This window comes from Komagataeibacter melomenusus, from assembly GCF_013155395.1.
Lineage (GTDB): Bacteria > Pseudomonadota > Alphaproteobacteria > Acetobacterales > Acetobacteraceae > Komagataeibacter > Komagataeibacter melomenusus.
The window spans coordinates 21619-48425 of record NZ_JABJWC010000026.1; the positions used below are offsets into that span (position 1 = coordinate 21619).

The window sequence follows — 26807 nt, forward strand, 5'->3', positions numbered from 1 at the left end:
TTTCAAAAAGCTTCAGAAAATGCCGCCTTCTTTAAAAAAGGCGGCACCCAAGGGCCGTTATGTTTTCCTAGCGTGCGGGTTCGGCATCCACCATTTCGGTCGCGCGTTCGAGGTCAACCGACAGCACGCGGCTGACCCCGCGCTCCTGCATCGTCACGCCATACAGCCGGTCCATATGCGCCATGGTCAACTGGTGGTGGGTCACGACCAGGAAGCGCGTGCCCGCTTCCGCCACCATGTCGGCGAGCAGGGCGCAGAAGCGGCCCACATTGGCATCATCAAGCGGTGCATCCACCTCATCGAGCACGCAGACCGGCGCGGGGTTGCAGCGGAACACCGCGAAGATGAGCGACAGCGCGGTCAGCGCCTGCTCGCCACCTGAAAGCAGCGAGAGCGTGGCCAGCTTTTTGCCCGGCGGCTGGGCATAGATTTCCAGCCCGGCCTGAAGCGGGTCATCATTGCCCACCATGCCCAGATGCGCGCGACCGCCATTGAACATGCGGGCAAACAGAGCCTGAAAATGCTGGTCGATCTGCGAGAACACGGCCATCAGCCGCTCGCGCCCCTCGCGGTTGAGTTGCCCGATCATGCCGCGCAGGCGGGCAATGGCCGATTGCAGTTCGTCGCGCTCATGCAGGATCGTGTCGATCTTGCCCGATGCCTCCTGCGCCTCAAGCTCGGCGCGCAGGTTGACCGGGCCAAGTTCATCGCGCTGGCGGGTCAGGCGGGCCACCTTGCGGCGCAGCCCGGTCTCGGCATTCACGCTCAGGTCAGCAGGCACCACGCCCGCAGGTGGTGTCGAGTCCGCCTGTAGCTGCGCCAGCAGCACCTGTGCCTGCTCGCGCCTGCCTTCGGCGCGGACCACGGCTTCACGCGCTGCGGTCAGCACCTCTTCTGCCGTGCGGCGGCCCTGCTGCACGTCCGCCATGCGGGTTTCGGCCTGTTGCAGTTCCGCCATCGCCACGTCATGGCTGGCTTCGTGCTGCGCCAGTTCGGTTGCGATCGCATCGCGCCGCGCGCGCACGGCAACCGGCTGGGGGGCAATGCGCTCATGCTCGGCGCGGGCGTTGTGCAGGCGGGTCTCGGCGGCTTCCGCTTCAAGGCTTGCAGCCTCCACGCGGGCGGTCCACTGCGTCATGTCCTGAGCCGATGCCTCAAAGCGCTGGCGCAGGGTGGCGTCTTCCGTATGCAGGCGGGCCAGGGTCTCGCGCTGCTCGGTTTCGCGCAGGCGCAGGCTTTCGGCCTGTTCGCGCAGGCTGGCCAGCGTGTGTTCCAGCCCGCTCATGTCGGGCAGGGCCTCGAGGCGGCTCTGGGCGGCGGCAACGGCGGCCTGTGCCTGTTGCAGCCCATCGGTCAGGTCGGCCATGCGGGCCTGACGGGCTTCAAGCCGGGCGCCGGTCTCGCGCATTTTCTGCTCAAGGCCAGCGCGGGCAGTGCGGGCGTGCTCGAGCTGGGTCGTTGTCTCTTCCACCATGATCCGGGCCTGTTCCAGCGCGTGAGCCGCCTGTGTCGCGGCAGCGGTGGCCTGCCGGGCCGCATCCTCGGCCAGCGCCGGGGCGGGCAGGGCGGCAAGCTGTTCGCGCCGGGTGGCCAGTTCCCGGCTTGCGGTGTCGTGGTCGTTCGCCAGCCGGGCCTGTTCGGGCAGCAGGGCCTGCAGGCGCGTTTCCGCCTCGCTGTGCCGGGTTGTTGCGGCCTGCAGGGCGCGGCGGGCCTGCTCAAGGGCTGATTCAGCCTGCTGATGGCGGGTCCGCAGCGCCTTTTCGGCATCCTGCGCCTGCGTGGCCGCCTGCGCTGCCGCCTGCTGGGCGCGGGCAAGCTGGTCGAGGGCGGGCAGGCTGGCTTCCTGTTCCGTGGCGCGTGCGCAGGCGGCCTCCGCATCCGTCAGGGCCGCCTGGGCCGTGGTCTGCTGCACCGAGAGCGTGTCGATCTGGGCCGAGATGGTGGCGTGCTGGCGTGAAAGCTCGGCCTCGGCCGTGCGGGCGGTCTCCAGCGCGTTCTCGGCGGCCATGCGGGCGTTACGTGCCGTCGCTAGGGCTTCGCCTGCGTGCTGGCGGGTGGTTGTGGCGGCTTGTGCCGCCTGTTCCAGTGCCGGGAGCGCGCCACGCAACTGCTCGAGTTCCGTGCGCAGCGCGCGCAGGCGGCCGAGCTCCTTGAGCCTTAGTGCCGCGCGGTCAGGCAGGTTGGGGGCCTGCGTGTAGCCATCCCACCGCCATAGCGCGCCCGCGCGGGTCACGAGGCATTGCCCCGGCGTCAGGCTGGCCTGAAGGGGGGCGCCATCCATGCCATCGGGCAGCAGGCCGGCAGCCCCCAGCGCGCGTGACAGGGCAGGCGGGGCTTCAAGCACGGTGGAAAGCGGCTCGATGCCCGCAGCGGGAAAGGGCGCTGGTGTCGCGGGCGGCAGGTCATGCCAGGAGCGCGGCGCCGTGCCCTTGACCACCGCCTCAAGCCCGTCGGACAGCACGACCGCCAGCGCGGTTTCCAGCCCGGCGGGCACATGCAGGCTGTCGGCCAGCGTCGTGCCGTGGGCGGGGTCGGCCTGCGCCTCGCTGTGCAGCGCGCGGGCGAGGCCATCGGCTTCCGCCTCGAGGCCCGACAGGCTGGCGCGGGCCTCGGTCAGGCGGGCATTACAGGCTTCATCCTCCTTTGTGGCCGCAATCGTGGCCGCCTCGACTGCCGCCATGTGCTGGCGGGCAGCGTCCAGCGCGGTGCCAGCGGCCTCGCGTTTTGTCACGAGCGCCTGCAGCGCCTCATCGGGCACGGCCTGCGCGCGCAGGCGCGTCAGGCTGGCAGTCAGTGTATCGACCGCGTCGCGCGCGCGCTTGTGGGCGGCCTGGGCGGCGCGGAGGGCTTCCTCGGTGGCGGCGCGGGTGGCGCGGGCTTCCTTCAGGCGGGCATTGGCCTGAATTTCGGCCTGTGTGGCCTGCGCACGGGCGTCTTCTGCCGTGGCGCGTTCGGCGCGGAGGGTATCAAGGGCAGTTTCGGCTTCGGTCGCAGCCTGTGCCAGGCGCGTGCGTTCGGCCTCGGGCACAAGGTCCGCGCGGGCATTGCCGACATGATTGCCCAGCGTTGCCACATCGCGCGCGAGGGCTTCAAGCCGGGCAGCCGCCGCCGCCGCATCCTGCGTGGCCTGCGCATGCACGCGCTGGCTCTCGGTTGCGGCATTGCGGGCCAGGTCGGCCTGTAGCGTGGCATCGGCGTGGGCGCGGGTGGCGTCCTCGCGCGCGCTCAGGGCGTGGGCGGCCTGGGCCTCGGCCTGCGTGATCCGTTCATCATGGGCGGCAATGGCTTCGACCGTTGGCATGTCGGCTTCGAGTGCGGCGATCTCGGTAGCGAGGGCTGCGTGCCGGGCAGCAAGGCGCTCATGCGCGGCGGTGGCCGTGGCAAGCCCTTCGCGGGCCTGCGTGGCCTGCAACTGGGCCTCGCGCACGGTGGTGGTGGCCTCTTCCACGCGGGCGGCCATCCCCGTCATGGCCTGCGCCAGCGCCGTGCATTCGGCCTGTGCGGCTTCACGCAGGGCGGGCAGGGCGGACAGGCGTTCTTCCACCTGTGCCCGCTCGGCTTCAAGCTGCCCGAGCATGAGGCGCGCGTCATCACGCCGGGCAAGGGCTGCGGCGTGCGCGCCCTCGCATTCGGCAAGGCGGGTCCGTGCCTGTTCCGCCGCGGCCTCGGCGCGGGCCAGTTCCTCAGCAATGGTTTCGGCGCGGACCTTGAAGCGTTCGAGTGCCGTGCGCTGCGTATCCAGTGTCTCGCGCAGGGCGGGGAGCGCCTTTGTCACTTCGTAATCGGTCAGGACGGCGGTCTCGGCCATTTCCTCGGCGGCGCGCAGGTCGGTGCGGGCGGCAAGCAGGGCGGCCTCGCCCTCGGCCACGCCATTATGGGCGCGGGCATGCAGCAGCGCCAGCAGCGCGGTTTCGGATTCGCGCAGGTCCTGCGAGAGTTCGCGGTAACGGGCGGCCTGTTCGGACTGCTCCTGCAAATCCCCAAGCCGGGATTCGAGTTGCAGGCGCAGATCTTCCGCGCGCGCGAGATTGGCTTCGGTCGCGCGGAGTTTCAGTTCGGCTTCGTGGCGGCGGCCATGCAGGCCGGTAATGCCCGCGGCTTCCTCCAGAATGGTGCGCCGTTCCTCGGGGCGGGCATTGACCAGCGCCGAGACGCGGCCCTGGCTGACCATGGCCGATGAACGGGCACCCGATGCAAGGTCGGCAAACAGGGTCTGCACGTCGCGCCCGCGCGTGGTGCGGCCATTGATGCGGTAGCCGCTGCCCGCGCCCCGCTCGGCCCGGCGGCAGACCTGAAGCTCATCCTGCCCGGTAAAGGGCGCGGGGGCGATTTCGGCAGCGCCTTCCAGCGTCAGCGTTACGTCCGCCATGTTGCGGGCCGCGCGCGCGGTGGTGCCCGCGAAGATCAGGTCATCCATTTCGCCGCCGCGCAGGGCGCGGGCATTGGTTTCGCCCATGACCCAGCGCAGGGCTTCGACCACGTTGGACTTGCCGCAGCCATTAGGCCCGACGATGCCGGTCAGGCCGGGCAGGATGTCGACGGAGACCGGGTCGGCGAAACTCTTGAAGCCTGCGATGCGCAGCCGGACGAAACGGGCGGTCATGCTCAGCGGGCCGCCGCTTCAACCTTCTGGGCAAACTGCTCGTAGGTCAGTTCCTGGGCCACCTGCTCCCTGTCATTGAAGCGGAAGGTGGGCGTGCCGTCGATCTTGTACTGGGCCTGGGCGCGGTCTTCCTCATCCATGATGGCGTGGCGCAGCTTGTCGTCATGGACGGTCTGCTGGAACAGGTCGGCGGACATGCCTGCAAGTGCCGCCATTTTCTGGATCTCGGCCTCGGCTTCCGCCGGTTCCTTGCCAAAGGCCCAGTGGTCCTGGCTGGACAGCAGGGCAAGCACGAACGGCTCATAACGCTCGGGTGCAAGCGTGCGCGCGACCATGCAGGCAGTCAGCGCCACCTGATCGAGCGGAAAATCACGGAAAATGTAGTAGACCTTGCCCGTATCGATCAGCTTGCTGCGCACTTCGGGGAAGACCTCGGCAGCGAAACGCGCGCAATGCGTGCAGGTGAGCGAGAAGAATTCCTCCACATGCACCTTGGCCGCCGGGTTGCCCACGGCGCGGATGGACAGGCGCGGGTCCGCCGCCTGCGCCATGGCCTGGCCAGACAGCAGGCCGCCAGCCATGAGAGTGGGGGTGAGGGCAAGCAGGGTGCGGCGTGTGATGGGCATTACGGTCACTCTCCGGTGGGGACAGGGATATTATGGGGCATGGCCCCGGCGGGTATCAGTATTAAGGCGGCGCAGGCCCGGCGTAAATCCATCGTGGCACCATGCCATCGTGGTGCCATGCAGGTGGCGCGCCGGGGCTGGCGCGCCACCGTTCAGGCGGGCGGCGTGGCTGCGTCGCGCGGGGGCAGGCGCACGCGCACATGGCGGATATGGCGGGCATCCGAATCAAGGATGCGGAACACCATGCCGCTTTCATGCGTCACGATCTCGCCGCGCGTGGGCACATGGCCCGCAAGGCGGAACACCAGCCCGCCCACGGTCTCGATCTCGGCCTCGCGTTCCTCACGCGTGAGCACGGGGCCGACCTTTTCCTCAAAGGCGGCGACAGGGGTGCGGGCATCGACATCGAGCGTGCCGTCGGGCCGTTCGCGCATCATGTTCACGGTCGGTTCGTCGTGCTCGTCGGAAATATCGCCCACGATGGTCTCGATCAGGTCCTCGATGGTGACGAGGCCGTCGATGCCGCCATATTCATCGATCACGAGGGCAAGATGCACATGCCGCAGCCGCATCTGCAACAGCAGGTCGAGCACGGGCAGTTGTGGTGCCACCATGAGCGGCTGGCGCAGCAGCGGCTCCATGCGGAAGGCTTCCGACGTGCCGACATAGGCGATCAGGTCCTTCACATGGATCATGCCCACGATGTCATCAAGCTGGTCGCGATAGACCGGCATGCGGGAGTGGTTTTCCCGTCGCATCATGGCCAGGGCCTCATCAAGGCTGATATCGACCGGCATCGCCACGATGTCGGCGCGTGGAATCATCACGTCATCCGCCGTGATGCCGCGCAGGCGCAGCACGTTGGCCAGCAGCGCGCGTTCCTGCCGGTCGAGTTCGGAGGCATGGGGATTGGCGTCATCCCCCGCTGCATCATCGGCTTCCTTGACCAGCGCGGCAATGGAATGGCGCAGTCCCGGTTCAGCGCGCCTGCGGCTGAACAGTGACAGGAATCCCCTGCCGCGCGAGCCGGACGGAGGCTCCTCGTTGGCATCGGTGCCGGGGCGGCTCATGAGCGTGCCCCCCGCGCGGCCATGCGGCCCGGCTTCCACGGATTGGCAACGCCCAGGCCGGACAGGATGCGGGCCTCGCGCATTTCCATCTCGCGGGCCTCGCCGGGGTGGTGGTGGTCATATTCGGCCAGGTGCAGCACGCCATGCACCACCAGATGCGCCAGATGGGCGGCCATGTCGCGGCCTGCGGCCTGCGCCTCGCGCGCGACGGTTCCAAAGGCGATGATGATGTCGCCGCCCCATATGCCACCGGCCTGGGGGTATTCGAACGTGAGGACATTGGTGGGCTTGTTGCGCCCGCGATGCCGCCAGTTCATGCGGGCGACCGTGCGGTCATCGGCCAGCACCACGCTGACCGGGCCATGGCAGCCCGTGGCCGCGAGCGTGGCGCGCACCGCGCGATCCACCACGCGGGCGGGGTGGGGGACGGCGCGGTTCCAGCGCCTGTCCGCCACCGTGACATCGGGGCCATCGGACCCGGCCGGGAGGGCAGGCTGCGTGGCCCGCCCTGCTGCGACCCCGCCCTTGTGGGCGGGGCCTGTGCTACTTCGAGGTTTCATCGTTCTCCTGCTGCGACCGGGCGTGGTGGGGGCGGCGTTCGGCCCCGGCACGCTGGTCGTATGCCTCCACTATACGCGCCACCAGCGGGTGGCGCACCACGTCACGCGATTCAAATCGCATCATGCCGATCCCGGGCAGGCCGTCGAGGGTATCGACTGCCTCCCGCAGGCCGGATGTCACGCCACGCGGCAGGTCAACCTGGCTCAGGTCGCCGGTAATGACCATGCGCGTGCCTTCACCCATGCGGGTGAGGAACATCTTCATCTGGGCGGGCGTGGTGTTCTGCGCCTCGTCCAGAATGACAAAACAGTGCGCCAGCGTGCGCCCGCGCATGAAGGCCAGCGGCGCCACCTCGATCTCGCCCGTGCCCATGCGCCGGATCACCTGATCACCCGGCATCATGTCATGCAGGGCGTCATACAGCGGGCGGAGGTAGGGGTCGATCTTTTCCTTCAGGTCGCCGGGCAGGAAGCCCAGCCGCTCGCCTGCCTCCACCGCGGGCCGCGAGAGCACGATGCGGTCCACCTGGCCCGCCTGCAGCATGGCCACCGCCTGGGCTACGGCAAGGTAGGTCTTGCCGGTGCCCGCGGGGCCAAGGCCAAACACCATTTCCTGCCGGGCGAGCATGGCCATGTATTCCGCCTGGCCCACCGAGCGCGGGGCCACGGGGCCGCGACGGGTCATGATGGTGGGCAGGTCGGCCAGCGTCGGGCCTGCCGGGGCTGCCGCAGTGCGGGTGTCGGGCATGGCGGGCAGTCCTCCCGTAACGGTGTGTGGGGCGGAAAAGGCATGGGCAGCCAGCCGGATGGCGGTATCGACCGTGGCGGTATCGACCGTCTGCCCGGCTGTTGCGCGGCGGTAGAGTTCGCCCAGCGTGGCCTGTGTCAGTTCCACCCGCTGTGCCGCACCCGTAATGGCGATGCGGTTGCCCCGGCAGGCCAGCCGGACATCAAATCCACGTTCAAGATGCAGCAGGTGGCGGTCATGGTCACCCACAAGCTGTGCCAGCAGCACGTTATCTTCAAACTGCATGGTCACGGTGCGGTCATTGGCCGCGGCCGTGCCACCGGGGGTACGCCGCCCGCCGCTGCGACGGGGGGCGTGGAGCGTGGATTGTGTCTGTTCTCTCAAGCCCTGTCTGTCTCCTCTGTCAGGATACCACCAAGCGAGTTGGTGTACCTGTGGCGGATATCCACATTGGCGATCTGGCCGATCAGGCTGTCCGGGCCTTCAACGCTCACGGCCTGCAGCCATGGGCTCTTGCCCGAAACCTGACCGGGCTTGCGCCCCCGCCCCGTAAAGAGCACGGGCACCACCTGGCCTATGGTTGCATCATTGAATGCATCCTGCTGCACGCGCAGCATGGCCTGGAGTTCCTGCAGGCGGGCATCCTTCACATCCTCGGGCACGTGCATGCCAGCGCCTGCCGCAGGCGTGCCGGGGCGGGAGGAATACTTGAAGGAATAGGCCTGCGCGAAGCCGATCTCATCGATCAGGCGCATCGTGTCGGCAAAATCGGCATCCGTCTCGCCGGGATGCCCCACGATGAAATCGGATGACAGGGCAAGGTCGGGCCGCGCCGCGCGCAGGCGGGCCACGAGCGTGCGGTAGTCATCGGCCGTGTGGCCCCGGTTCATGGCGGCCAGCACCCGGTCGGAGCCGGACTGGACCGGCAGGTGCAAAAACGGCATGAGCTGCGGCAGGTCGCGATGGGCCGCGATCAGGTCATCCTCCATGTCGCGCGGGTGCGACGTGGTGTAGCGGATGCGCGTAATGCCCACCTCGTCGGCCAGCACGCGGGCAAGGCGGGCGAGGCCCCAGGTGCGGCCATCCGGGCCTTCGCCATGGTAGGCGTTCACGTTCTGGCCTAAAAGCGTGATCTCGCGCACGCCGGCGGCTGCCAGCCTGCGGGCTTCATCGATCACCGCCTGCGCGGGCCGGCTGCTTTCCGCCCCGCGCGTGTAGGGCACGACGCAGAAGGAGCAGAATTTGTCGCACCCTTCCTGAATGGTGAGGAAGGCAGCCCCCCCGGCCGGCACCTCGCGGTCGGCGGGCAGGAAGTCGAATTTCTGCTCGACGGGGAAGTCGGTCTCGATCACGGCCCCCGCCGCGCGGGCGGCGCGCGCCACCATCTCGGGCAGGCGGTGATAGGTCTGGGGGCCGAGCACGATATCGACATAGGGCGCGCGGGCGAGGATTTCCTTGCCCTCCGCCTGCGCCACGCAGCCTGCCACGGCCAGCACGGTGGCCGCACCCTGCTCGGCGCGCGCTTCCTTGACCTTGCGCAGGCGACCGAGTTCGGAGAAGACCTTCTCGGCCGCGCGGTCGCGGATGTGGCAGGTGTTGAGGATGATCATGTCAGCCGCATCCGGCGTGCTCACGGCCCGGTAGCCAAGCGGGCGCAGCACGTCGGACATCCGCTCGCTGTCATACACGTTCATCTGGCAGCCCCATGTTATGACATGAAGCCCCCTGGTGGATGAGGTGCTGGCTTGTGGCGTGGCCACGCCGGGGCGGGGAGACAGGCTGTTCACGGGTCAGGTATCCTCAGGCATCATCGCGGGCACGCGCCCGCGCAACGGGGGCAAGACATCGGGCCTTGCCTGCGCGCGGTCAAGAGGCTTGCCGCCGATAAAGCCGGGAACATATGGTCTGCCCATCAACGCTCCTGGTGCGAAGGGTTGGGTGCCGGGTGCGGCCCCTATGCCCGATCTGCCCCCGATCATGCCTGCCGGAATCGGGGGTATGTCAAGTCAGGAACGCAGGCGTGGAGATAGTTTGCAACATCGCTGGCGCGTTTTGTCCTTCAATGCGACAAATTCGGAACTTATTAAGGGGGAAGCGTTAATATCGGTTTGAACATGCATGGCGGGAATGGCAGACAATACCCTGTGGGCAACTGACCGCATGAAAGAAGACAGCAACAGGGGCAGCACCGTTTGACACGATTGCGTCATCTCCGCCTGGCGGTTCGTGCCCGGCGCGGGGTCGGTTATGTCAGCCTGTTCGCGGTCTTGACGGTTCTCCTGCCGGGACCGCCCGCAGCATTCGCCGCCGACCCGCAGGACTACACCACAACCATCCGCCCCACCGGCAATGCCGACCTTGATGCAGCGCTCAGGGCGTCTTCCGACCTGCTTTCGCTGCAGAAAACGCAGGCCGTCAGCCCCTTTGCCCTGACCGGGCGCATCCACAACGACTATTCCCGCCTGATCAGCGCGCTTGAAAGCTATGGCTATTATGCGGGCGCCATTACCATCACCATAAGCGATGGGGGCCATAAGGGCAGCACGCCCGCCGATGGCGCGCAGGACGGGCGCGACCCCGACCTGCCGGAATGGATGCAGGCGCTGCCCGCGGGCCACAAGGCGCAGATCAGCATCGCGGCGAGCACCGGCCCGCTGTTCCGCATCGGCACGGTCACGCTCAACCCCGACCAGGCCGATGGCCCCATCCACCTCAACCCCACCGAGGCCGCGGCCTTTGGCATGAAGCCGGGTGCTGCCGCGCAGGCCGAGGCGGTGCTGACAGCCGGCGCAAGCCTCCAGACCGCCCTGACGGAGGAAGGCTACGCCCTGGCCCATGTCAGCACCCCACAGGCCTGGCTGCGCCCTGCCACCCATACGCTCGATATTGCCTATACCGTGCATCGCGGCCCGGTGGTGAACCTTGGCGCCTTCGCCTTTGGGGGGCTGCAGCGCACGCACCCGGCCTATATCGCGCGCAGGCTGACCATAGCACCCGGCGAACTGTACCAGCCCTCGCGCATCGAGCGCGCCCGGCAGGACATTGCCGCGACGGGGCTGTTTTCGGATGTGCAGGTCAACCATGGTGACACGCTGGCCCCTGATGGCTCCATGCCGCTCGATTTCGGCTTCCATGAAGGCAAGCGCCACAGCGTGGGGGCGGAGGGCGGGTATTCAACCGACCTTGGTGGCCGCGCGGGTGTGACATGGACGCACAACAACCTGTTCGGCAATGCCGAGCGGCTGCGGCTGACCGCGCTGATTACCGGGCTTGGCGGCTCGGCGGAGCAGGGGCTGGGCTATGATTTCTATGCCGACCTGATGAAGCCCGATTTCGGCTCGCGCCAGCAGAACCTCAGCGCCCGCATCGAGGGCATCAAGCAGGAACTCTATTCCTACCGCCAGACCGCGCTGCTCGCGCGCATCGGCGTCGTGCGCCACGTCAACCGCCACTGGAACGTGTCGTTTGGCGGCCAGATCGAGCAGGAACAGATCGAGCAGATGCGCACCACCAACAGCTACTTCATCCTCTCGGTGCCGCTCACCGCCAATTATGACGGCACGGGCGTGGACAACCCCATCACGCCCGCCACCCATGGCGTGCGCGTGGGGGCCAGCATCACGCCATCGGCCTCATTGACCGATGGCACCTCGTTCTTCGCCATCATGCAGGCCACGGTCTCGACCTATTTCGACCTCAAGAATTTCGGCCTGAGCCGCCCTGGCCGCAGCGTGCTGGCGTTTCGTGGCACCATTGGCAATGTTGAAGGGGCCTCGACCTTCGCCATCCCGCCCGACCAGCGGCTTTATGCCGGTGGCTCGGCCACGGTGCGCGGCTTCCGCTACCAGGGCGTTGGCCCGCAATTTGCCAATACGCGCTACGCCATTGGCGGCACGTCGATGGATGCGGGCTCGTTTGAATACCGCCAGCGCATCTTGCAGAAATTCGGCGCGGTGGGCTTTATCGATGCCGGTCAGGTCACGGCGGACCGCACGCCCTTCCAGGGCACGGTGCGCGTGGGGGCCGGGGCGGGGGCGCGCTACTACACGCCCATCGGCCCGGTGCGGCTTGACGTGGCGGTGCCGCTCAACCGCCCCGCCAAGGGCGACACATGGGAGCTGTACGTGGGCCTGGGGGAGACATTCTGATGCCGCAGGATACGCCATCTTCCCCCCCGTCCCGCACGGGGCGGCGCATCGTGCGCGCCTGCGCGCTGGCATTTGGCATTCCCTTCGGGCTGGTGGCCGCGGCACTGGCCATGGTGCTGGTGGCGGCCAATACCGGGGCGGGCCAGCGCGAGATCGAGCGCCGCCTGCCGGGGCTGACCGGGGGCAGCGTGCACCTGTCGGGGCTGGGGGGGCGTTTCCCCGATGCGCTGCATGTCCAGCATCTTGAACTTGATGACTACAGGGGCGCGTGGCTGTCGATCGATGATCTCCAGCTTGACTGGTCGCCCCTGCGGCTGCTCACGCGGCGGGCGGTTGTCAACAACCTGTCCATGGCGCGGCTGGCCATTCCGCGCCTGAGCGAGGATGACCCCGCCCATCCGCCCAGGCCTGAAAAACCATCCAGCAGCAGCATCCACATGGGCGTGGACATCAGGGAAGTGCATGTGGCGCGGATCGATGTGGGGGCGGCCCTGGCGCAGGTTCCCGCCGCCTTCAGCCTCAACGGCCATGCCAGCCTGGCCGATATTGCCCCGGTGCTCGACCATTTCTCGATCGCCACCCTGCCGCCTGCCGATATCGCGCTGAAGCTGGTCCGGCTCGACCATCCCGGCAGCCTCGATCTTGTCACGAAGCTGGGCAGGGGCGACGTGGCGCTGGACCTGCACGCCAGTGAAGGAGCGGAGGGCTTCCTTGCCACGCTCACCCGCGTGCCCGCCCTTGCGCCGCTGGATCTCACGCTGGGGCTGCATGGCCCGCGTGCGAACACGCAACTGGCCCTCGCGCTGGCCACGGGGGGCATTCATGCCAGGGCGCACGGGCAGTTCGGCCTGCTCGATCACCACATGGCGCTGGATGTCGCGGCCCATAGCGATGCGGTAACGGCCACTGGTGGCACGGGCTGGCAGGGCGCGGAACTGGCTGCCCATCTGGGTGGCACGCTGGACCGCCCCACGGGCAATGGTACGCTCGACATCGACCGCCTGACCTGTAACGATACCAGCTTCACCAACCTGCATCTGGTGGCCGACGGGCTGAGCGCCCCGGTCGCAGGCCAGCCCGAGCATGCGGCGGTGCATGCCACCGTGACGGGGCTGCGCATTCCGGGCAGCCAGCCCACGCTGTTCGCCGCTGATCCGCTGAAACTGGATGTGCTGTGGCGGCCCGATGCGCCCAAGGGGCTGCTCACGCTGTCGCTGTCGCACCCGCTGGCGCAACTGACCGGGCAGGCCACCACCACGCAGCCGATTGCCGCCACCTTCCATGCCGACCTGCCCGACCTTGCCCCGCTGGCGGCAGCGGGCGGCACCACCCTGCATGGCCATGCGGGCCTTGATGGCAGCGTGAGCCTGCCCGCAAAGGGGCAGGACGGGCAGTTCGGCCTCGAGAGCCAGATCGTGCTCGATGGCGGGTTGCCGGTGGCCGTGGGGCTGGTGGGCGACAAGGGACATGTCAGCATTGCGGGCACCATGACGCCGGGCGGGAAGGGGATCAATACGATCCGCTTCACCACGTTGCAGGTGCACGGACGCACCCTGCAACTCGATGCCACGCCGACCCGGATCGTAACCGGCACGCCGCTCAACGTGGATGCCACGGCGCATCTGGCCCTGTCGGACCTGCATGTGCTGGCGCCAACACTCAAGGGGCACATGCAGGCCGACCTGCATGCGGCAGGCCCGGTCAATGACCTCATGGCCAGCCTGAAGACCCAGGCCAGCATCGCGGCCAGCAACACGGCGGCGGGCGATGTGCAGGCCAGCCTGACCATGGCGCACCTGCCGCAGGTCAGGCAGGGGGAACTGAGCATTTCCGGCACGGTGGACCGCGCGCCTATACAGGTCAGCGCCCGTCTGGACAGCACTGCCGATAACAGCCGCCACCTCCAGATTGCCCAACTGGGCTGGAAGAGCCTTGCCGGCACGGCGGACATGACGCTGCCCGAGGGCCACAAGGTGCCAGCTGGCATGCTCGATGTGCACATGACCCGCCTGGCCGACCTGCATGACCTGACCGGGCAGGACATCAGCGGCCACGTGGCGGCCACCGTGCACACCACCGCCGCCACGGCCACGACGCCCGCGGCCCTGGCGGTGAATGTGGATGGCGCGCTCAATGCCGCCATCGCGCGTATCGACCGGGTGGTGCTCAGGGGCCATGTGCTCGACCCTACGGGTGATGCGCCCACCACCGACCTCGACCTGTTGGTGGATAACGCCCATTTCCGCGATATGGGGGGGCGGGCGCATGTGACGGCAAAGGGGCCGCTTTCGGGGCTGGATGTCAACGCACAGTCCACGCTCGATACGCCGTGGACCGGCCCCGCCACGCTGGATGCGGGGCTGGTGGCCAATATCAGCGGGCAGTCGGTGAACGTGCGCCGCCTTACAGCGCAGGCGCGCGGCGAGCAGATGCGCCTCGATGGCCCGGTCAGCGTGGGGTATGGCAAGGAGATCGCGCTCGACCACCTGCGCGTGAGCCTGATGCCGCCGCGCGGGCAGGCGGGCAGCGTGGAAGCCAGCGGCAAGATCAGCCCGGCGCTTGACCTGCATGTGGCGCTCAACCGCCTCTCGCCCGACCTGCTGGTGCCCTTCGTGCCCACGCTGCACGCGCAGGGCCAGATATCCGCCGAGGCCCGGCTGACCGGCACGCCCGCCAGCCCCACGGGCAAGGTGAGCCTGCGCGGCACGGACCTCAGATATCACACCGATTATACCGCCTCGCTCGCCCCGGCCTCGATCGAGGCCACGGCCAACCTCAATGCGGGCATGGCGCGGGTCGATGCCCAGATCGAGGCGGGGCCGCAGGTCAATCTGGGCCTGCACGGCACGGCGCCGGTCAACAGGGCCGGGCAGATCACCCTGCAGGCCGATGGCCGGGTGGACCTTGCGGTGGCCAATGCCTATCTGGGTGCGCAGGGCATGCAGGCGGGGGGCAACCTGCAGGTGGCGCTGGGCGTGCGCGGCACCCCCGCCCAGCCCCGGCTCAATGGCACGCTCAGCCTGAGCAATGGCCTGTTCCATGACTTTGGCGAGGGGATACAGCTTTCAGCCATGCAGGGCACGGTCAATGCCATGGGCGACAGGCTGGTCATCGCCGCGCTCACCGCGCAGGCGGGCAAGGGCAGCATTGCGGCCTCGGGCAGTTATGGCGTGCTGCAGCCCGGCCAGCCGATCGACCTGCATATCCATGCCGATAATGCCCGCCCGCTGGCCAGTGACCTGATCACCGCCACGCTGAATGGCGACCTGGGCGTAAAGGGGCAGCTTTCAAGCCGGATCGATGCGACCGGCAGCATCACGCTCAAGCGGGTGGACATCAACATTCCCGATTCCCTGCCCAGTTCGGTCGCCCATCTGGATGTCATCCGGCCCGAGGACGAGAAAAATCAGGACAGGACCGCCAAAGCCGCGCCGCTGGTGGTCGGGCTGGGGCTGGATGTGACCTCGCCGGGGCAGTTCTATGTGCGTGGGCATGGCCTGAACACGGAAATGCATGGCCATGTCCACGCTGGTGGCACCGCGAGCGCGCCGGTGATGACGGGGGCGTTCTCGCTGGTGAAGGGGGGCTTCTCGCTCGGCGGCATCTCGCTTGACTTCAGCAAGGGGCAGGTGGGGTTCAATGGCGTGGGGGTGACGCATGCCATCGACCCGACGCTGGATTTCGTGGCCGAGCGCAGCACCAATGATGGCACCGCCCGGCTGAACGTGGGCGGGTATGCCAGCGCGCCCAAGATCACGTTCTCCTCCTCGCCGCCGCTCTCGCAGGACCAGATCCTCGCCATCCTGCTGTTCGGCACCGATACGCAGTCGCTCTCGCCCACGCAGATGGCCTCCATCGCCGCCGCCGTGGCCAGTGTCAGCGGTGGCTCCGCCTTTGACCCGCTGGGCATGGTGCGCAAGACCCTGCATCTGGACCGGTTGCAGATGAGCAGTTCCTCCAACGGCTCGGGCGGCAATGATACCGGGGCCATCGAGGCGGGCAAATATGTCATGCGCGGGGTGTATGTGGGGGCCAAGCAGGCTACGTCGGGTTCAGGCACGCAGGCGCAGGTGCAGGTTGACCTGACCAAGCGGCTCAAGATCAACACCACGGTGGGCACCGGCGGCAACGTGACCGGCTTCACCACACCGGAAAATGATCCGGGCAGCAGTATCGGCCTGCTTTATCAGTTCAAATACTGAAACGTCAGATCAGGGCCGGGCCGGTGTAGCAACCTGATGCCGCTCTGGCACGCAACTGCTCCAGTCTGGCCCTGTTGAAGCGCTTGCGGCGGGCCTTGCGCTGGTGCCTGTGTGCGCGCAGGGTCTGCTCCGCCTGTTGGGGCGTGGGCAGGGGGCGTGTCTCATCAATGCGGGGATAGGCCCCGCATATGGGGTCCGGGCAGCCGCAGGTAATGAGGTGTGTGTGGTACGACACCGGCCCTTGCCGTTTCTGGATGGCGTTCATGCGGTCAAGGTTGCGGCGCGTATCGATGATTGCATCGCGGCTGAAGAATTTTCCGGCCATTGTCTCCATCCTTGCCAGCATCGGACCCGGTCGCCTTGCGTCTTTTGTGCCGGGCGACCGGGCGGTAAAGGTTTTTGCGTCATGGGGCACCGTGCCCCGGCGGGGTATGTGTTCCCCCATAGCAAAACCGCTGGCGCGGGGGCCAGCGGTGTCTTGTCGGGTGTAGTGGGGATGGGGCGCGATCAGGCCGCCTTCATCACCTCGGTCAGGTTTTCCAGCACTTCGGTCGGCTCCTTGCCTTCAAGCACGGCCACCTCGGCCACGAAGCGTTCCTGGGCCGCCTCGAACAGCTTGCGCTCGCTGAAGCTGCCATCAAGGCTGTCGACATTGCGGCGCAGGTCGCGCAGCACCTCGGCAATCTGCACGAGATCGCCGGAGTTGATCTTTTCCTGATAGGCCACGGCGCGGCGGGCCCACATGCCACGGCTGACATGGGGCTTGCCCTTGATGATGGCCATCGCCTTGTCCACGATCTCGCGCGAGACGATCTTGCGCAGGCCGGACTTGCGTGCCTTCGAGAGCGGGATGCGCAGTGTCATCTGGTTGCCGGGGAACGAGATCTGGATCATCTCCAGTTTCGTGCCCGCGATCTCGTCGACCCCGATCCGGTCAACGCGGCCCACGCCATGCGCGGCATAGACGATGGCATCGCCCTCGCGGAACGGATCTTCATCTTTTACAGCCGTGCTGGACTTGGCCTCGGCTGCCGTGGTCGCGGCGGCGGTCCGCGCCATGGCATCGGTCACAGTGCCCTTCTGGGTGGTTCTGAACATGCTCATGCCCACCTTGTAGCATAAATTGCGCCTGCTGTCTTGAGGCGCTTGCATGGCGCTGATTCAGCCCTGTATGCCCCGCACGGGGGCGAGCGGCGGCGGGGCGGGCAACCCGCAGGACTGCATGAGGTCGATCTCGATGGTGCGCGATATGGTCAGCATCGGCATGCCGTGCGGCGTTGCGCCAAAGGGGTCCTGCAGGTCGCTGCCGATCTTGTCGAGGGCCACGAACAGAACCCCCACGAGCGATGAGCCGAGTGGCGTGATCCACCCCAGCGTCTGCACCATGGAAAGCGGCAGGATGATGCAGAACACGGCGGCCACCACCTTGGGCAGCACCGAGAACTGGATGGCCAGCGGCGTGTTGCGGATGCGCTCGAGCCCGCCCTGCGCGTTGCTCATGTCGGACAGGATGCGGTCGATCTGGCCCTGCAATGCGCCATCGATGTCCATCGCGCGGCATTCCGCCTCCACCCGCAGCCCGATCTGGAACAGGATGGCGGCCGGGATGTTGGCGCGGCCTTCGATGCCGGGCTTCATCGAATCTGGCAAAAGGCGCAGCACGTCGCTCATGTCATCAAGTCGGCCGAGCGCGCTGCGCAGCGCGTAGGGGTAGGCGGCCATGGCGCAGGCCAGGTCCGGGCAGCCGCGCAGGATGGTGCCCGCCTGCCGGGCGAACGAGCGGCTGTTATTGGTCACGGCACCCCACAGGGTGCGCCCCTCCCACCAGCGGTTATAGGCGGTGTTGTTGCGAAAACTCATGAACAGCACCAGCGCCGAGCCGATGAGCGAGATGGGCAGGGTGGGCTGCTCCATCCATTCCTGGTGGAAGATCTGGAACATCATGACCACGACCACATCCCACGCGCAGAGCAGCACGAGCGAGAGCAGGCTCTCGCGCATGAGGATCCACAAGCCGATTTTGCGATTGATGACCATATGGTGTTCCCGGAGTGGTTGAAAAAAGCGGGCAGGCGTTGCCAGCCCCGCTTTCGCGCTTATCACATCCCGTACCGCGCGTGGCAGCATGGCATGCCGCGTGGCATCATTTGTCACTGAAATGTCTTAACGCTTTCCTGACCCGGCAACATTGACGCACCCCGCCCCGATGCCCTTAATCGTTGCAAACAGCTACGGGCTCCGGCCCGCAACGCATGCAAGGAGAGACTGGTCATGGATGTAAGGGCCGCCGTTGCCTTCGAGGCTGGCAAACCGCTTGAAATCGAGACCGTGCAACTCGAAGGCCCGCGTGAGGGCGAGGTACTGGTGGAAATCATGGCCACCGGCCTGTGCCACACCGACAAGTTCACCCTCTCTGGCGCCGACCCGGAGGGGCTGTTCCCCGCCATTCTCGGCCATGAAGGGGCAGGTGTTGTGCGCGAGGTCGGCCCCGGCGTGCGCCACCTCAGGCCCGGCGATCACGTGATCCCGCTCTACACGCCCGAATGCCGGGAGTGCAAATCCTGCCTGTCACGCAAGACCAACCTGTGCACGGCCATCCGCGCAACGCAGGGCAAGGGGCTGATGCCTGATGGCACGTCGCGCTTTTCGTTCAAAGGCCAGCCGATCCATCACTACATGGGCTGCTCCACCTTCGCCAACTTTACCGTGCTGCCCGAGATCGCACTGGCCAGGATCCGGCCCGATGCCCCGTTTGACAAGGTATTCTACATCGGCTGTGGCGTGACGACCGGCATTGGCGCGGTGCTGTTTACCGCCAAGGTCGAGGCCGGGGCCACGGTGGCCGTGTTCGGGCTGGGCGGCATCGGGCTGAACGTGATCCAGGGGGCGAAGATGGTAGGCGCCGAGCGCATCATCGGCATCGACATCAACCCCGAGCGCGAGGCCATTGGCCGCAAATTCGGCATGACCGATTTCATCAACCCCAAGGATCTTGGCCCCGATGGCGACCTCGTTGGCCATATCGTGGAGCTGACCGGGGGCGGGGTGGATTACTCGTTCGAATGCGTGGGCAACCCCACGCTCATGCGCCAGGCGCTGGAATGCGCGCATCGCGGCTGGGGGGTTTCGACCATCATCGGTGTTGCAGGCGCAGGGCAGGAAATCAGCACGCGCCCCTTCCAGCTCGTGACCGGGCGGCGGTGGATCGGCTCGGCCTTTGGCGGTGCGCGCGGGCGCACCGACGTGCCGCGCATCGTGGACTGGTTCATGGAAAACCGCATCGATATCGACAGCCTGATTACCCACAAGCTGCCGCTCGAGCGCATCAATGAAGGCTTCGACATGATGGCGAAGGGCGAGAGCATCCGCACCGTTGTCGAGTTCTGATCATGGGCCAGATCACGACGCTTGAGGAACATGCAAGTTGCGGCGGGCGGGTTGGTTTTTACAGCCACCCTTCCACCACGCTGGGGCTGGAGGCACGCTTTGGCGTGTTCCTGCCCGCCCGGGCGCTGGCAGGCGCAAAGGTGCCGGTGCTGTTCGTGCTCGCGGGCCTGACCTGCACGCAGGAGACCTTCCTCATCAAATCCAACGCCGTGCGCTTTGCCGCCCATCACGGTCTTGCGCTGGTTGCGCCCGATACCTCGCCGCGGGGTGCGGGCGTGCCGGGCGAGGACGCGGCATACGACCTTGGCACCGGGGCCGGTTTCTACCTTGATGCCACCACCCCTGCGTGGCGGACGCATTACCGCATGGGCAGTTACATCGATACGGAACTGCCGCAACTTGTGCAGGCGCATTTTGCCATTGATGGCGCAAGGCGCGGCATCATGGGGCACTCAATGGGCGGTCATGGCGCGCTGGTGCATGCGCTTACGGCGCCCCAGGCATGGAAGACGGTCTCGGCCTTTGCCCCCATCTGCCATCCGGCCATCGTGCCGTGGGGCGAGAAGGCCTTTGCCACCTATCTTGGCCCCGACCGCAAGGCCTGGGCACGGCATGATGCTACGCTCCTGCTCGAGGCAGGCCACACCCACCCCACTACCATCCTGATCGACCAGGGCGAGGCGGACCAGTTCCTGCACAACCAGCTCCGGCCCGACCTGCTGCGTGCGGCGGCAGGGGGGGGCAGGGCAGGGGCTACAACTGCGCATGCATGCGGGGTATGATCACTCCTACTGGTTCATCCAGTCCTTCATTGCCGACCATATCAACCATCATGCTACAATCCTGAATGCCACGTAATCGGAACGGCATGAGAGATTGCAAATAATGCGTTGATAAAAGTTTTCGGGTGCTGCCTTTTTTTAAGGAAAAGGCAGCATTATTCTGAAGCTTTGTAATTATTCGCCCATCAGGTGCAGCACGATCTCGCGCCGGTGGGGGCGGGCGCGGTGCTCGAACAGGTATAATCCCTGCCACGTGCCCAGCACCGGCCTGCCACCGGCCACGGGAATGGAAAGCTGCACGTTGGTGAGCATGGCGCGCAGATGGGCGGGCATGTCATCCGGGCCTTCATCATCATGGATGTAGCGACCGGGCTGCTCGGGCACCAGCGCCTCGAAATACCGCTCGATGTCCGTGCGCACGGTGGGGTCGGCATTTTCCTGCACGCATAGCGAGGCGGAGGTGTGGCGGCACCACAGGGTGAGCAGGCCGGTTTCAATCCCGCTCTGCCGCACCCAGGCCAGCACCGGCCGGTCGATCGGAACCAGCCCCTTGCCCTGCGTGCTGACCTGAAGGCTGTGCAGTTCCTGGCGCATGGGGCGGGTCCTTTCGGGTTTATTTGAGGAAGCCGATCAGCGATTCCGCTTCCGATACGATGGGATCGGCAATCACACGGGCCCGGTCCGCACCGGCGCGCAACGTGTCGCGCAGGAAGCCGGGTTCCTTGAGCAGGCGCTGCGTCTCGGTGGCGATGGGGCAGACAGCGCCCACCACCACCTCGGTCAGGGCCGCCTTGAAGGGGCCAAACCCCTGGCCGCCGAACTGCCCGAGCACGTCATCAATCGTGCGCCCCGAAAGCGTTGCGTAGATGGTGACAAGATTGCGGGCCTCGGGCCGGTTTTCAAGGCCCGCTGCCTCCGATGGCAGGGCCTCGGAATCGCTTTTGGCGCGCTTGATCTTGGTGGCGATGGCATCGGCGTCATCCGTCATCTCGATCCGGCTCTGGGCGGAGGGATCGGATTTGGACATTTTCTTGGTGCCATCGCGCAGGCTCATCACGCGCGCGCCCTGCGGCGGAATGAGGGCCTCGACCTGCGGGAAGAATTCCACCCCGTAATCATGGTTGAATTTCTGGGCAATGTCGTTGGTCAGTTCAAGGTGCTGCTTCTGGTCCTCGCCCACCGGCACCGCCGTTGCCTTGTAGGCCAGGATGTCAGCCGCCATCAGGTCGGGATAGACATACAGCCCTGCGGAATGCTTCTCGCGGTCCTTGCCTGCCTTGTCCTTGAACTGGGTCATGCGGTTGAGCCAGCCCAGGCGTGCCACGCAGTTGAAGATCCACCCCAGCCGGGCATGGGCGCTGACAGCAGACTGGTTGAACAGGATGTGCCTGTTCACATCAATGCCTGAGGCCAGCAGCACGGCGGTCTGCGCCAGGGTCTGCTGGCGCAGGGTGGCGGGGTCCTGCCATGTGGTGATGGCGTGCATGTCCACCAGGCAGAAAATGCAGTCATGGTCGCGCTGGAGCGCAACCCAGTTGCGTATAGCACCCAGGTAGTTGCCAAGCTGCGGGATACCGGTCGGCTGAATGCCGGAAAACAGGCGTTGCATGAAAGTATTTTCCGTTTCTTGTGCGCGGTGGTCAGGGCAGGGGGTGGATCGCATCGAGGCGGCGGCGTTCCTCCGCCACCATGCTGCTGCTCAGGGCATGGGTGCGCTCGCTGGCCACCTCGGCTGCGGTAAAGACCGGGGCGGGCTTCGTGTCGCCGCGCGTGGCCAGATAGCTCAGGATGGAGGCGATCTCCTCATCGGACAGATGGGCGCGGAAAGACGGCATGAAGAAGTTGTAGGGCACGCCATCGATCCTGAGCGGGCCATTGAGCCCGTTCAGCAGTACATGCATCAGGTACTGCCTGCCCTCGGGCGAGGTGGCGATCCTGTCCACGCGGCCGGTTATGGGCGGGATCTCGCCCTTCAGTCCTTCACCGCCATGGTGGCAGATGCCGCAGTTGGTGCGGTAGCGCGCATAGCCTTCCTGCCCGTGGCGCGTGCAGGCGGCAAGCAGCACTACGCTGGCAATCAGGCAGCTTTTGCGCAGTGCGGACGCCAAGCGCCCGGTTGCAGTACCCATCTCGGTTGTCCGGTTCCTGTCCCGTCATGTGAAAAGAGCCACCCACCCGGCGGATGAATGGCTCTTTGAGGGCTTACCGGCCGCCAGGCGAGACGCCAAGCAGCTGGATCTTGAAAATCAGCGGGCTGTCGGGCTGGATGATGCCCATTGACTTGTGGCCGTAGCCCAGTTCGGGCGGCACGTACAGCATCCACGTATCGCCCACATGCATCTTGGGCACGGCTTCCTGCCAGCCCTTGATCACCATTTCCAGCGGCATCTGCATATACGCGCCGTGGCCATGCTGGTCGGAACTGTCAAAGATGCCGCCATCAGGCAGGCGGCCTTCATAGATCACCATCACGCTGTCATTGATGGTGGGCTGCGCCCCGTCCTTCGGACCGGACTGGAGCACCTTGTAGGCCAGCCCGTCAGGCAGGGTCTGGACACCGGGCTGCTTGCGCACGTTGTCCATGAACTGCGCCGGGGTCAGTTCCGGCTGTTCATCCTTGTTTCCGCCACAGGCCGCAAGCGGCAGCGCAACCACGGCTGCGGCAAGAAGGGGAATGACACGGGAAAAGCGTTTCATGACACCTCGGCAGGCTGTTGAAGGGATGAAGAAAGGGCGCAGGCGATCAGAGCGCGCCGCCGCGGCGGCCGATCTTGGCCCCAAGCCGCAGGCGCAGCGCGTTGAGCTTGATGAAGCCCTGCGCATCGGCCTGGTTGTACGCACCCTGGTCATCTTCGAAGGTGACGACGCGGGTGTCATACAGGCTGTTCGGGCTTTCGCGGCCCACGCAGATCACGTTGCCCTTGTACAGCTTGAGCCGCACGCGACCGCTGACGGAGTGCTGGCTGCGGTCGATCAGCGCCTGCAGCATGTGGCGCTCGGGCGAGAACCACAGGCCGTTATAGATCACCTCGGCATAGCGCGGCATCAGGCTGTCCTTGAGGTGCATGGCCTCGCGGTCGAGCGTGATGCTCTCGATGCTGCGGTGCGCGGTCAGCAGGATCGTGCCGCCCGGCGTCTCGTAAATGCCGCGCGACTTCATGCCCACGAAGCGGTTTTCCACCAGGTCGAGGCGACCGATGCCGTTGTCACGACCCAGTTCGTTCAGGCGCGTGAGCAGCGTTGCGGGCGACATGGCCACGCCGTTGATGGCCACCGGGTCGCCGGACACGAAATCGATGGTGATCTCGGTCGCCTTGTCGGGTGCGGCCTCGGGCGAGATGGTGCGCTGGAACACGATCTCATCGGGGCCGACCGCCGGGTCTTCAAGCAGCTTGCCTTCCGAGGACGAGTGCAGCAGGTTCGCATCGACCGAGAAGGGGGCCTCGCCGCGCTTGTCCTTGGCGATGGGGATCTGGTGCTCCTCGGCAAAGGCGAGCAGGCGCGTGCGTGAGGTCAGGTCCCACTCGCGCCAGGGCGCGATCACGGTGATGTCGGGCTTGAGCGCGTAATAGGCCAGCTCGAAGCGCACCTGGTCGTTGCCCTTGCCGGTGGCGCCATGGGCCACGGCATCGGCGCCGACCTGCTCGGCAATCTCGATCTGGCGCTGGGCGATCAGCGGGCGGGCGATGGAGGTGCCCAGCAGGTACTGCCCCTCGTACAGCGCATTGGCGCGGAACATGGGGAAGACGAAATCCTTGACGAAGGTTTCGCGCAGGTCCTCGACAAAGATTTCCTTTACGCCAAACATCTCGGCCTTGCGGCGGGCGGGTTCGAGTTCCTCGCCCTGGCCGAGATCGGCGGTGAAGGTCACGACTTCACAGTTATAGGTGGTCTGCAGCCAGCGCAGAATCACGGAAGTATCAAGACCGCCCGAATACGCGAGAACGACCTTTTTGACACCCTTGGCGGCCATGGGAGAACGCTCCTGTCGACAAAACTTTGACAATACTTTGCCGGGAAAACCGGCGGCCTGCCCTCCTAGCACCCCACGCAGCGGGCGACCAGAAGCGAAAGGCGGATTTTTACGTCATTCCACCGGATCGGGCGCCCCTTCCGGGCGGGTCGCGCGGCGCAGGCGCTGGCTTTCGGTGCGCAACTGCCCGCAGGCGGCCAGGATGTCGCGCCCGCGCGGCATGCGGATGGGCGAGGCAAAGCCCGCATCCATGACGATAGTGGCAAACTTCTCAAGCTGCTCGCGCGTCGAGGGTTTGTAGCTGCTGCCCGGCCACGGGTTGAACGGAATGAGGTTGACCTTGGCCGGAATGCCCGAGATCAGCCGCACGAGTTCACGCGCATCGGCCTCGCTGTCATTGATGCCGCGCAGCATGATGTATTCAAACGTGATGCGCCGCGCATTGCTGGCGGCGGGGTAGCGGCGGCAGGCGGCAATGACTTCCTTTATGGGATATTTGCGGTTGAGCGGCACGATCTCGTCGCGCAGGTCATCGCGCACGGCATGGAGCGACACGGCCAGGTTGATGCCAAGTTCCGCCCCGCACTGGTCCATCATCGGCACCACGCCGGATGTGGAGAGCGTGATGCGGCGGCGCGAGAGGCCAATGCCCTCGCCATCCATGATGATGCGCATGGCCTTGGCCACGTTGTCGTAATTATAGAGCGGCTCGCCCATGCCCATCAGCACGATGGTGGAGAGCAGGCGCGGCGTATCGCCCTTGGGGCTGGGCCACTCGCCATAACTGTCACGCGCGGCCATGAACTGGCCCACGATCTCGGCAGCACCAAGGTTGCGCACAAGCGCCTGCGTGCCGGTGTGGCAGAAGGTGCATGACAGCGTGCACCCCACCTGCGAGGAAATGCACACCGCCCCGCGATCTTCCTGCCGGTCGGGGATGTAAACGGTTTCCGCCTCCTGCCCGTCACGGAAGCGGAAGAGGAATTTGCGCGTGGAATCCTGTGATGTCTGCTCGGTCACCACGCCGGGGCGGCCAACAACGAAGCGCTCGGCCAGCTTTTCCTGCAGGGGGCGGGCAATCGAACTCATGCGCGAAAAATCGGTGGCGCCCTGGTGGTAGATCCAGTGCCACAACTGCTTGGTGCGGAATGGCTTTTCGCCAATCTCGACCATGATCTCGGTCAGTTCCTCGCGTGACAGGCCCACAAGGTCGCGCCTGCCATCGGGCAGGGCGGCGCCGGGGGGGGGCGAACTGGGCGGATTTGGCCCGTATGCGCGTGCGCTCCGCATCATCAAGGAGCGAGGCCGCCGTCCCGTCACGTAACCGGGAAGGAGAAGTTGCGGGGGCTGCGGACATACCGGTGCTGCCTCTGTGTTTCATGTCATGCGTAAGGGGAGGGGCGTTGCAGCCCGCTCCTGCGGCCTGTGTATCACAGCCGGGGCCGTGGATGCGACTGCCGATCAGCCGTCCTTGCGGGCCGCGATCAGGAATTCGCGGTTGCCTTCCGGCCCGGTAATGGGGCTGGCATCAATGCCCAGCACGCGCCAGCCCGCAAGGCCCGCCCACCAGTCGCGTATCATTTCGCACACGGCCTCATGCACCGCCGGGTCGCGCACCACGCCCTTGGGGCCAACCGCGTCACGCCCGGCCTCGAACTGTGGCTTGATCAGCGCAATGGCCCAGGCTCCGGGCACGCACAGGTCAAGCCCGGCTGGCAGCACCGTGCGCAGGCCAATGAAGCTGGCATCGCACACCAGCGCATCGATGGGGTCGGGGATGATGGTGGCATCGAGCGCGCGGGCATTGCATTTTTCCAGCACCACGACCTGCTCGGTATTGCTGCGCAGCTTCCACGCAAGCTGGCCGTGGCCGACATCGACCGCATAGACCCTTGCAGCCCCTTCATGCAGCAGCACATCGGTAAAGCCGCCGGTCGATGCCCCCACGTCAAGGCAGGTCAGCCCCGCGGGCGAGAGACCGAAATGCTCCAGTCCGTGCGCCAGCTTGATCCCCCCGCGTGAGACCCACGGATGGTCCTGCCCCTTGAGCGCAAGCGGCGCATCCTCGGGCAGCTGGTCGCCCGCCTTGGCAATGCGCCGGTCGGATGTATAGACCAGCCCCGCCATGATGAGCGCCTGCGCCCGGGTGCGGCTTTCCACCAGCCCCCGGTCCACCAGCATCTGGTCAACGCGTCGTTTTGCCATGCGCGGCGCTACCCCGACCCGCCCGTGTCAGGCCATCTGCCGTGAGTGCGGCACGCCAAGGGCCGAAAGGGCCGTTGCCACGATGGCGGGCGCATCCAGCCCGGCCTCATGGTACTGGGCCTCCTGGCTGTTATGGTCGATGAAGCGGTCGGGCAGGGTCATGGGGCGGAAGCGCACGCGGTCGAGCAGGCCGGTCTTGGCCAGATGCGTCATGACAAAGCTGCCAAATCCGCCAACCGAGCCTTCCTCGATGGTGATGAGCACGGCATGGTTGCGCGCAAGCTGCTCGATCAGCGCGGTGTCGAGCGGCTTGGCGAAGCGGGCATCGGCCACGGTGGGGGAAAGCCCCTGGGCTGCCAGCATGTCGGCAGCTTTCAGCGCATCGGCAAGCCTCGGCCCGAGCGAGAGGATGGCGATGCCGCCCTGCTCGGGGCCGGACTGGCGCGCCATCTCGCGCACGATTCGCCCGCGCCCGATCTCGATGATCTGGCCTGCTTCCGGCA

At 66.5% G+C, this 26807-nt stretch carries 20 protein-coding genes and 2 pseudogenes; 4 read left to right on the forward strand and 18 right to left on the reverse strand.

Annotated features, from left to right (window positions below):
* Positions 1–67 precede the first annotated feature (67 nt).
* From HNW77_RS10820 to HNW77_RS17985, 7 genes are all read right to left on the reverse strand, one after another.
* Positions 68–4603, reverse strand: a complete 4536-nt coding sequence (locus HNW77_RS10820; RefSeq protein ID WP_172157573.1) for an AAA family ATPase — start codon at positions 4601–4603, stop codon at positions 68–70.
* Between the two features lie 2 nt (positions 4604–4605).
* Positions 4606–5229 (reverse strand): thioredoxin domain-containing protein, encoded by a 624-nt coding sequence (locus HNW77_RS10825; RefSeq protein ID WP_172157575.1) that lies wholly within the window; start codon positions 5227–5229, stop codon positions 4606–4608.
* 152 nt (positions 5230–5381) lie between these two features.
* Positions 5382–6299: a hemolysin family protein gene (locus HNW77_RS10830; RefSeq protein ID WP_172157577.1), complete on the reverse strand. Its 918-nt coding sequence runs from the start codon at positions 6297–6299 to the stop codon at positions 5382–5384.
* On the reverse strand, positions 6296–6859 hold the full coding sequence (ybeY, locus tag HNW77_RS10835; protein WP_172157590.1) for an rRNA maturation RNase YbeY: 564 nt from the start codon (positions 6857–6859) through the stop codon (positions 6296–6298). The genes HNW77_RS10830 and ybeY overlap by 4 nt, the downstream gene beginning before the upstream one ends.
* The gene (locus tag HNW77_RS10840; RefSeq protein ID WP_172157615.1) at positions 6843–7898 is read right to left on the reverse strand and encodes a PhoH family protein; all 1056 of its coding nucleotides are present in this window, start codon (positions 7896–7898) and stop codon (positions 6843–6845) included. The genes ybeY and HNW77_RS10840 overlap by 17 nt, the downstream gene beginning before the upstream one ends.
* An 89-nt stretch (positions 7899–7987) precedes the next feature.
* The gene (gene miaB, locus HNW77_RS10845) at positions 7988–9394 is read right to left on the reverse strand and encodes a tRNA (N6-isopentenyl adenosine(37)-C2)-methylthiotransferase MiaB (protein WP_172157592.1); all 1407 of its coding nucleotides are present in this window, start codon (positions 9392–9394) and stop codon (positions 7988–7990) included.
* Positions 9395–9397: 3 nt separating this feature from the next.
* On the reverse strand, positions 9398–9520 hold the full coding sequence (locus HNW77_RS17985) for a hypothetical protein (RefSeq protein WP_275942146.1): 123 nt from the start codon (positions 9518–9520) through the stop codon (positions 9398–9400).
* A 288-nt stretch (positions 9521–9808) separates the two neighbouring features.
* Here HNW77_RS17985 and HNW77_RS10850 point away from each other — a divergent pair, with 288 nt between their 5' ends.
* Positions 9809–11755: an autotransporter assembly complex protein TamA gene (locus tag HNW77_RS10850; RefSeq protein WP_172157617.1), complete on the forward strand. Its 1947-nt coding sequence runs from the start codon at positions 9809–9811 to the stop codon at positions 11753–11755.
* Positions 11755–15957: a translocation/assembly module TamB domain-containing protein gene (locus HNW77_RS10855; protein ID WP_172157594.1), complete on the forward strand. Its 4203-nt coding sequence runs from the start codon at positions 11755–11757 to the stop codon at positions 15955–15957. The genes HNW77_RS10850 and HNW77_RS10855 overlap by 1 nt, the downstream gene beginning before the upstream one ends.
* Positions 15958–15961: 4 nt before the next feature.
* Here the strand turns inward: HNW77_RS10855 and HNW77_RS10860 are convergent, their stop codons facing one another.
* The 3 genes from HNW77_RS10860 to HNW77_RS10870 form a co-directional block, all read right to left on the reverse strand.
* A complete protein-coding gene (locus tag HNW77_RS10860) occupies positions 15962–16282 on the reverse strand; it encodes a hypothetical protein (protein WP_172157596.1) in 321 nt (106 codons plus the stop codon).
* Between the two features lie 182 nt (positions 16283–16464).
* Complete coding sequence (locus HNW77_RS10865) at positions 16465–17061, reverse strand: CarD family transcriptional regulator (RefSeq protein ID WP_078524182.1); 597 nt, start codon at positions 17059–17061, stop codon at positions 16465–16467.
* A gap of 57 nt (positions 17062–17118) precedes the next feature.
* Positions 17119–17994, reverse strand: coding sequence for a bestrophin family protein (locus tag HNW77_RS10870; RefSeq protein WP_172157598.1), 876 nt, complete (start codon positions 17992–17994; stop codon positions 17119–17121).
* A 234-nt stretch (positions 17995–18228) separates the two neighbouring features.
* On the opposite strand from HNW77_RS10870, the gene HNW77_RS10875 reads away from it, so the two are divergent.
* Both HNW77_RS10875 and fghA read left to right on the forward strand, forming a co-directional pair.
* Complete coding sequence (locus HNW77_RS10875; protein ID WP_172157600.1) at positions 18229–19344, forward strand: S-(hydroxymethyl)glutathione dehydrogenase/class III alcohol dehydrogenase; 1116 nt, start codon at positions 18229–18231, stop codon at positions 19342–19344.
* 2 nt (positions 19345–19346) lie between these two features.
* Positions 19347–20202, forward strand: a pseudogene (gene fghA, locus HNW77_RS10880) (S-formylglutathione hydrolase).
* 98 nt (positions 20203–20300) lie between these two features.
* Here the strand turns inward: fghA and HNW77_RS10885 are convergent.
* From HNW77_RS10885 to HNW77_RS10920, 8 genes and pseudogenes are all read right to left on the reverse strand, one after another.
* The gene (locus HNW77_RS10885; RefSeq protein WP_061271660.1) at positions 20301–20720 is read right to left on the reverse strand and encodes a secondary thiamine-phosphate synthase enzyme YjbQ; all 420 of its coding nucleotides are present in this window, start codon (positions 20718–20720) and stop codon (positions 20301–20303) included.
* Between the two features lie 19 nt (positions 20721–20739).
* Complete coding sequence (gene trpS, locus HNW77_RS10890; protein ID WP_172157602.1) at positions 20740–21735, reverse strand: tryptophan--tRNA ligase; 996 nt, start codon at positions 21733–21735, stop codon at positions 20740–20742.
* Between the two features lie 31 nt (positions 21736–21766).
* Entirely contained in the window at positions 21767–22234 is a 468-nt protein-coding gene (locus HNW77_RS10895; RefSeq protein ID WP_241694406.1) for a c-type cytochrome, read from the reverse strand.
* 94 nt (positions 22235–22328) lie between these two features.
* Positions 22329–22823, reverse strand: a complete 495-nt coding sequence (locus HNW77_RS10900; protein ID WP_172157606.1) for an FKBP-type peptidyl-prolyl cis-trans isomerase — start codon at positions 22821–22823, stop codon at positions 22329–22331.
* A gap of 46 nt (positions 22824–22869) precedes the next feature.
* Positions 22870–24099: an argininosuccinate synthase gene (locus HNW77_RS10905; RefSeq protein ID WP_172157608.1), complete on the reverse strand. Its 1230-nt coding sequence runs from the start codon at positions 24097–24099 to the stop codon at positions 22870–22872.
* A gap of 114 nt (positions 24100–24213) precedes the next feature.
* Positions 24214–25456 (reverse strand): annotated as a pseudogene (gene rlmN / locus HNW77_RS10910) (23S rRNA (adenine(2503)-C(2))-methyltransferase RlmN).
* A 104-nt stretch (positions 25457–25560) separates the two neighbouring features.
* The gene (locus HNW77_RS10915) at positions 25561–26304 is read right to left on the reverse strand and encodes a TlyA family RNA methyltransferase (protein ID WP_172157610.1); all 744 of its coding nucleotides are present in this window, start codon (positions 26302–26304) and stop codon (positions 25561–25563) included.
* Positions 26305–26331: 27 nt separating this feature from the next.
* On the reverse strand, positions 26332–26807 hold a 476-nt coding region (locus HNW77_RS10920; protein WP_275942147.1), incomplete at its 5' end, for a transketolase C-terminal domain-containing protein.

Coding starts and splice junctions, on each gene's coding strand:
- HNW77_RS10820 (WP_172157573.1), bottom strand. CDS start 4,603: ATGACCGCCCGTTTCGTCCGGCTGCGCATCGCAGGCTTCAAGAGTTTC.
- HNW77_RS10825 (WP_172157575.1), bottom strand. CDS start 5,229: ATGCCCATCACACGCCGCACCCTGCTTGCCCTCACCCCCACTCTCATG.
- HNW77_RS10830 (WP_172157577.1), bottom strand. CDS start 6,299: ATGAGCCGCCCCGGCACCGATGCCAACGAGGAGCCTCCGTCCGGCTCG.
- ybeY (WP_172157590.1), bottom strand. CDS start 6,859: ATGAAACCTCGAAGTAGCACAGGCCCCGCCCACAAGGGCGGGGTCGCA.
- HNW77_RS17985 (WP_275942146.1), bottom strand. CDS start 9,520: ATGGGCAGACCATATGTTCCCGGCTTTATCGGCGGCAAGCCTCTTGAC.
- HNW77_RS10855 (WP_172157594.1), top strand. CDS start 11,755: ATGCCGCAGGATACGCCATCTTCCCCCCCGTCCCGCACGGGGCGGCGC.
- HNW77_RS10860 (WP_172157596.1), bottom strand. CDS start 16,282: ATGGCCGGAAAATTCTTCAGCCGCGATGCAATCATCGATACGCGCCGC.
- HNW77_RS10865 (WP_078524182.1), bottom strand. CDS start 17,061: ATGAGCATGTTCAGAACCACCCAGAAGGGCACTGTGACCGATGCCATG.
- HNW77_RS10870 (WP_172157598.1), bottom strand. CDS start 17,994: ATGGTCATCAATCGCAAAATCGGCTTGTGGATCCTCATGCGCGAGAGC.
- HNW77_RS10875 (WP_172157600.1), top strand. CDS start 18,229: ATGGATGTAAGGGCCGCCGTTGCCTTCGAGGCTGGCAAACCGCTTGAA.
- HNW77_RS10885 (WP_061271660.1), bottom strand. CDS start 20,720: ATGCGCCAGGAACTGCACAGCCTTCAGGTCAGCACGCAGGGCAAGGGG.
- trpS (WP_172157602.1), bottom strand. CDS start 21,735: ATGCAACGCCTGTTTTCCGGCATTCAGCCGACCGGTATCCCGCAGCTT.
- HNW77_RS10900 (WP_172157606.1), bottom strand. CDS start 22,823: ATGAAACGCTTTTCCCGTGTCATTCCCCTTCTTGCCGCAGCCGTGGTT.
- HNW77_RS10905 (WP_172157608.1), bottom strand. CDS start 24,099: ATGGCCGCCAAGGGTGTCAAAAAGGTCGTTCTCGCGTATTCGGGCGGT.
- HNW77_RS10915 (WP_172157610.1), bottom strand. CDS start 26,304: ATGGCAAAACGACGCGTTGACCAGATGCTGGTGGACCGGGGGCTGGTG.